The organism is Daejeonella sp. (genome assembly GCF_044232565.1).
Classification (GTDB): Bacteria; Bacteroidota; Bacteroidia; order Sphingobacteriales; family Sphingobacteriaceae; genus Daejeonella.
In genome coordinates, this window is record NZ_JBIILQ010000181.1 from 1 (window position 1) to 5,716 (window position 5,716).

At 36.0% G+C, this 5,716-nt stretch carries 5 protein-coding genes; 1 reads left to right on the plus strand and 4 read right to left on the minus strand.

Features of this window, described 5'->3' with window-relative positions:
• The first annotated feature begins 290 nt into the window (after nt 1–290).
• Complete coding sequence (locus tag ACILQF_RS09840) at nt 291–1,943, plus strand: murein L,D-transpeptidase (protein WP_395627240.1); 1,653 nt, start codon at nt 291–293, stop codon at nt 1,941–1,943.
• A gap of 263 nt (nt 1,944–2,206) precedes the next feature.
• Here the strand turns inward: ACILQF_RS09840 and ACILQF_RS09845 are convergent, their stop codons facing one another.
• The 4 genes from ACILQF_RS09845 to ccoS all read right to left on the minus strand — a co-directional run.
• Nucleotides 2,207–3,088, minus strand: a complete 882-nt coding sequence (locus ACILQF_RS09845) for a cbb3-type cytochrome c oxidase N-terminal domain-containing protein (RefSeq protein ID WP_395627241.1) — start codon at nt 3,086–3,088, stop codon at nt 2,207–2,209.
• A gap of 4 nt (nt 3,089–3,092) precedes the next feature.
• The gene (locus ACILQF_RS09850; RefSeq protein WP_395627242.1) at nt 3,093–3,260 is read right to left on the minus strand and encodes a hypothetical protein; all 168 of its coding nucleotides are present in this window, start codon (nt 3,258–3,260) and stop codon (nt 3,093–3,095) included.
• A 27-nt stretch (nt 3,261–3,287) separates the two neighbouring features.
• Nucleotides 3,288–5,423 carry a cytochrome-c oxidase, cbb3-type subunit I gene (ccoN, locus tag ACILQF_RS09855; protein ID WP_395627243.1) on the minus strand — a complete coding sequence of 712 codons (2,136 nt, stop codon included), beginning with the start codon at nt 5,421–5,423 and terminating at the stop codon, nt 3,288–3,290.
• An 86-nt stretch (nt 5,424–5,509) separates the two neighbouring features.
• The coding region (ccoS, locus tag ACILQF_RS09860; protein ID WP_395627244.1) for a cbb3-type cytochrome oxidase assembly protein CcoS at nt 5,510–5,716 on the minus strand (207 nt) is incomplete at its 5' end.

Consider the following 5,716-nt stretch of genomic DNA (forward strand, 5'->3'; position numbering starts at 1 on the left):
TTATGAGAATGGAAGGGACAGTCTCTGAAGCTGATTTAAGTCTTTTTCTAGTTACTGATTCTATTGAGGAAGCCGTTGAATTAATAAAGATAGAGAGTATTAAAAGGCATGGCTTGAAGCCTGAAGAAAGATTAAGGCCTTTTAGATGGTTATTCGAATCGAGGTTTAAATATTGATTTTAGATTTTGTTATTTAAAGTGGATTGTCAGACTTCAAATAGCAAATTTTTTCAGTTTAACTAGATGAAATAATATAAGAATGATTATTATTTACAAAACAGTAATTTTTAAATGAATTTCAAAATCTCAAGGCTATATTTTCTTTTCGTTTTTTTTTTCTCTCTCTCCCTTTATGGGCAAAGTCAGATAAGGAGTAGTTATGTTGATTTGAGAAAAGATTCCTTAGTTTTTAAGAGTAAAGCTAATTTTAGTCATGGTTTTTACCAGATTTTTGGCTCCCAAACAAAATCGAAATTTGACAGCCTAGAAATAAATAGATTCCTAATAAAATATCCAAAATTCTTACCATTTGAAGGCAATATCCAGACTTTTTATAATCAGCGGAAGATGGCTTTTACATGGTTCGATAAAGATGGATTGATAGAGCAAGCAGATAATTTATATAATCGTTTATCTAATTTGCAGCTTGAAGATTCTGAAGAGATTCCTTACTTAAACTTACTTGATTCCTTAATTAATGCTGAACTTCCATCAAAGCTTACAGCTGCACAAAAAATAGAGGTCGAGCTTTTCCTTACTGCGCAATTTTCCGCCCTTTCAGAGATTTTGTCTACCGAAAATTACCCTGACTTGTTAAAAGATATTAACTGGAAACCTCAAGGTCAAAAAAGGTCTTATCAGGAGTATCTTGATGATATTTTAAAGGTTGAAATAGGACAAATTAAAGTGGGTCAATCACTCATTAACAGGCAGTACGAACTTTTAAAAAAGCATATCGAAAAGTATCGGGAGCTAGAGAAAGAAGACCACTATTTTAAGATTAAGCTTGAAAAAACATCTTATAGATTAGGTGATAGCTCTGTAATTATAAGGAAAATAAAATTACGTCTCAATAAACTGGGTGATCTCCAAACTGAAAATACTGACCCAATCTTCGACTTGCAACTTGAAAATGCGGTTAAGCAGTTTCAAATTCGGCATGGACTACTAGATGATGGCATTGTAGGCAGGGAAACTGTAGCGGAGCTTAATGTAACATATAAACAAAGAATCAAGCAGCTAATAGTAAATATGGAGCGTTTTCGTTGGCTTCCTGAAAATCTCACTACAGATTATATTGTTGTTAATATCCCAGAATTTAAACTCCATGTTTTTAGTAATAATCAATTGCAGTGGAGCTGTAAGGTAGTGGTAGGTAAGGTTATGAATAAAACGGTAGTCTTTAATGCCGACTTAAAATATGTGGTTTTCAGTCCCTATTGGAATGTTCCTCAAAGTATTGTGAGAAACGAAATTCTCAGGAATATCCGAAAGGATAGGAATTATCTGCAAAAACATCAAATGGAAATTACAGGTTATCGTAATGGTTTACCAGAAATTAGGCAAAAGCCCGGTACTTTAAATGCTTTAGGTAAAGTAAAATTCATTTTCCCCAATAGTTATAATATTTATTTGCACGATACACCATCGAAATCCTTGTTTGATGAACCCATTCGAGCGTTTAGTCACGGTTGTATTCGTGTAAGTGAACCTTTTAAGCTTGCACAGTTCTTATTGAGAAATCAGCCCGATTGGAATGATTCGGCAATTCAGGCGTCCATGAATTTGGGAACAGAAAAATATGTAAGCTTGGCAGAGAAGGTTTCGGTGTTCATTGTTTATTTTACTTCTTTCGTTGATCCTGAAGGTAGGATAAATTTTAGAAGGGATATTTATGGAAGAGATAATCGATTAGCAGAATTGATTATGGACTATCAGGATTGATCTTTTTTGCTGTTCCTCTTAGGCAATGATTTATCTTTAGTAATATTGAATTGTATTTAGTTTTAGATTAGTTTAAAAGCTAAGAAGGTATAGAGATTTCTTGTAGAATTCGTAAAACACATCCTGATATCGGACGATTAATTTTTCTGGTTTTATATTTTATTATGTAAGTCTGGTAAGCGTGTAAAAAGAATAGTTATAAGTTATTCAAATAAAAAACCCGGTTTCATTCACATGATCCGGGTTTAATTTTATGAGGCTTTTTATAATTGAACTCCTTGCGGTTCTTTCGGATTTGCCGGTTTTGTGCCTTTCAAGGAAAGAATGAAGTTCGAAAGATCTGCAGTTTGCTTCGCAGTAAGCGTTTTCTCCCACGCAATCATACCTTTTTCAGGCACACCATATTTAATGGTCTTGAAGATACTGCTGATTGTTCCTCCGTGAATCCAAAATTCATCAGTTAAATTCGGACCTACAGATCCACCACCGTCATTGAGGTGGCAGGCGACACAATTTTGCACGTAAACTGCTTTTCCAGCTGCAATTATTTCAGGGCTATTATCAATTTTTACGCTGTTTTCATCAATTAGATTTCCTGCTTTTGCCAAATAAGCCGCTTTTTCAACTTCTGCTGACTTCATTTCAATTACATATTCTTCATCCTGTAGCGGGCTCCATTTAAATACATGATAATTTAGTAGGTAAACCGCTCCAAAAAGAATTGATCCATAAAATAAGACATTAAACCATGCTGGAGTAGGATTATCTAATTCCGTAATTCCGTCAAAATCATGATCTAACATCATGTCTTTTTCTTCTGAAAGAGGTCTTAAACCCATCAACTTGGTCCAAATGCTAGGTTTGGAACTTTTTATGTATTCCTGAGTAGCTTCCCATTCATGATATTCCAGCATTTTTGCTGGTTCATTAACTGGAATTTGTGTTGGTGATTTTATTTCTCTCGCCATTACACTCACTGTTTTAAGTAAAACAAGAGCTACAATCAATAGCAGAACTGCTACAAGAAACAAAACAACTATTACTTCTGTATGAAAATTATTTGTACCTCTTCCATTATTTGCTGCTGCAGCCCAAGTTGAATTACTAGCAAAAAGTAGGGTAAATAGTAAAATTAAGCGTCTCATAATTTTAAGCTTTATCATCATTTAATGGTAGCTCACTCATATAGTTTACATGATTTTTTTTCATTGTAAATAGGAGTGCCGTTACGATGATGAAAAAAACCATAAATATGCCAAGTGAAGTAATCAGGTAGACATCTGCACCTGTAGTTTTATCTATAAATTGTCTGAACATGAATTTAAATTTAATGGTTCAATCTTATTATTTGGAGGGCTGCAATGCTACATTACCCACTTTGATATCTGTCCCGAGACGTTGTAAATACGCGATTAAGGCTATTATTTCTTTATCACTACTTATTTTTATTCCGTCTTTATCCAGGTTAGCTACAATTCCATCTGCTTGTTTTTGTAGGTCGGAATTGGCCTGTTGCTCGTAAAGAGGCGCATAGGGTACACCAAGTGTTCTCATTGCATTAATCTTCGAGATGGTTGTTGTTGTGTCTAATACTTGCTCTCCAAGCCAATGGTATGGAGGCATTATACTTCCCGGCGACATACTCGTTGGATCCATTAGGTGGTTGTATTGCCAAGCATTGGAATACTTTCCTCCCTCACGATGCAAATCTGGTCCCGTTCGTTTGGAACCCCATAAAAATGGATGATCATATACAAACTCACCGGCTTTGCTGTATTCACCATATCTTTCTGTTTCAGATCGGAATGGCCGAATCATCTGTGAATGACAATTTACACAGCCTTCGCGGATATAGAGATCACGTCCTTGTAATTCAAGAGGGCTGTATGGTTTAACACTGGCAATAGTTGGGATATTAGATGATATCATAAAGGTTGGCATCATTTCAACCATACCACCAATTAAAATCACAATTAGTGAAAGTACGAGGAAATACATTGGCTTACGCTCTAATGAACGATGCCATGTTTTTTCGGATGAACTTGGTGCATAAGCCGGCTCTAATGCCATTGCTTCAGCGGGTTCATCAGCAAGGAGAATACCGCTTTTTGCTGTTTTAAAGAGGTTATAGGTCATTGCGATGACACCAATTAGGTATAAAGTACCTCCAATAGACCTAAAAATATGCATGGGTAAAAGCTGAAGGGTGGTTTCCAAGAAGTTTGGATATTTAAGCAATCCTTCAGGTGTAAACTCTTTCCACATTAATCCTTGTAAAAATCCAGATAGGTACATTGGTATGGCATAGAAAAGAATACCAAGTGTACCAATCCAAAAGTGGAAAGCCACAAGTTTTTTGGAGAAAATCTCAGTTCGGTAAATTCTAGGTATTAACCAATACAGAATAGCGAAGGTTAGGAAACCATTCCATCCTAAAGCTCCAACGTGTACGTGAGCAACGATCCAATCGGTAAAGTGGGCAATTGCGTTTACTTGCTTTAGCGACAATAGTGGTCCTTCGAAAGTAGACATACCATAGGCTGTGATACCAACAACCATAAACTTGAGGTTTGTATCTTCACGTACCTTATCCCATGCTCCTCTTAAAGTTAATAGCCCGTTGATCATACCACCCCAACTTGGTGCAATGAGCATAATTGAAAATGCTACTCCTAATGATTGAGCCCAATCAGGTAGAGAGGAATATAATAAGTGGTGTGGACCCGCCCAGATATAGATAAAAATCAATGACCAAAAGTGTAAAATGCTAAGTTTATACGAATACACTGGGCGTTGCGACATTTTAGGGAGGAAGTAATACATCATTCCCAGATATGGAGTGGTTAAGAAGAACGCAACCGCATTATGTCCGTACCACCATTGTACCAGTGCATCTTGAACCCCAGCATATATATAATAACTTTTGAACGCCGAAATAGGTAGTTGAAAGGAATTGACAATATGTAATACTGCAACAGTTACAAAGGTTGCGATGTAAAACCAAATGGCTACATACATATGTCGTTCCCGGCGCTTAATAATCGTACCGAACATATTTATTCCAAATACCACCCAAATTAAGGTAATAGCAATATCAATTGGCCATTCTAATTCGGCATACTCATGCGAAGAAGTTAATCCTAGGGGTAAGGTAATTGCTGCAGCAACAATAATAAGTTGCCAGCCCCAGAAATGGATACTGCTCAGTATATCGCTAAACATTCTGGCTTTTAATAGTCGCTGAAGCGAGTAATAAACCCCCATGAATATCCCATTTCCTACAAATGCGAAAATCACTGCATTGGTGTGTAAAGGACGGATACGACCGAATGTAGTGTATTGATTGCCTAAATTCATCTCTGGTTTAAAGAGCTGCAGGGCTATTAATAGTCCGACTAGCATTCCCACAAGTCCCCAAATGACCGTGGCAATGGCGAAATTCCTTACAATTTTATTATCATAATTAAATTTTTCAAGCATACTATTGGGTTTTTATTTATGGTGTAAATCTAATTTCTAGTGTATGACAATCAAGTGACAAAGCATCGAAAAAAATATGATCTTAATCACTTTTTGGGTTCATTTGGAATGTCATCATCAAATAAAATACGAACACCTGGAGTATAGGTATCATCATTCTGTCCATTTTTCATGGCCCAAAAAAAGGCTAATAAAAACAGGAGGGCTAAGAACACACTACAACCAATTAAAAAATATAAGATGTTCATGTTAATTTGTTTTTTCGGGCGAACACATGTGTTGCTATGCTGGTG

Bases quoted from the DNA above. Each gene is read 5' to 3' on its own strand.
- ACILQF_RS09840 (WP_395627240.1), top strand. From the start codon at position 291: ATGAATTTCAAAATCTCAAGGCTATATTTTCTTTTCGTTTTTTTTTTC.
- ACILQF_RS09845 (WP_395627241.1), bottom strand. From the start codon at position 3,088: ATGAGACGCTTAATTTTACTATTTACCCTACTTTTTGCTAGTAATTCA.
- ACILQF_RS09850 (WP_395627242.1), bottom strand. From the start codon at position 3,260: ATGTTCAGACAATTTATAGATAAAACTACAGGTGCAGATGTCTACCTG.
- ccoN (WP_395627243.1), bottom strand. From the start codon at position 5,423: ATGCTTGAAAAATTTAATTATGATAATAAAATTGTAAGGAATTTCGCC.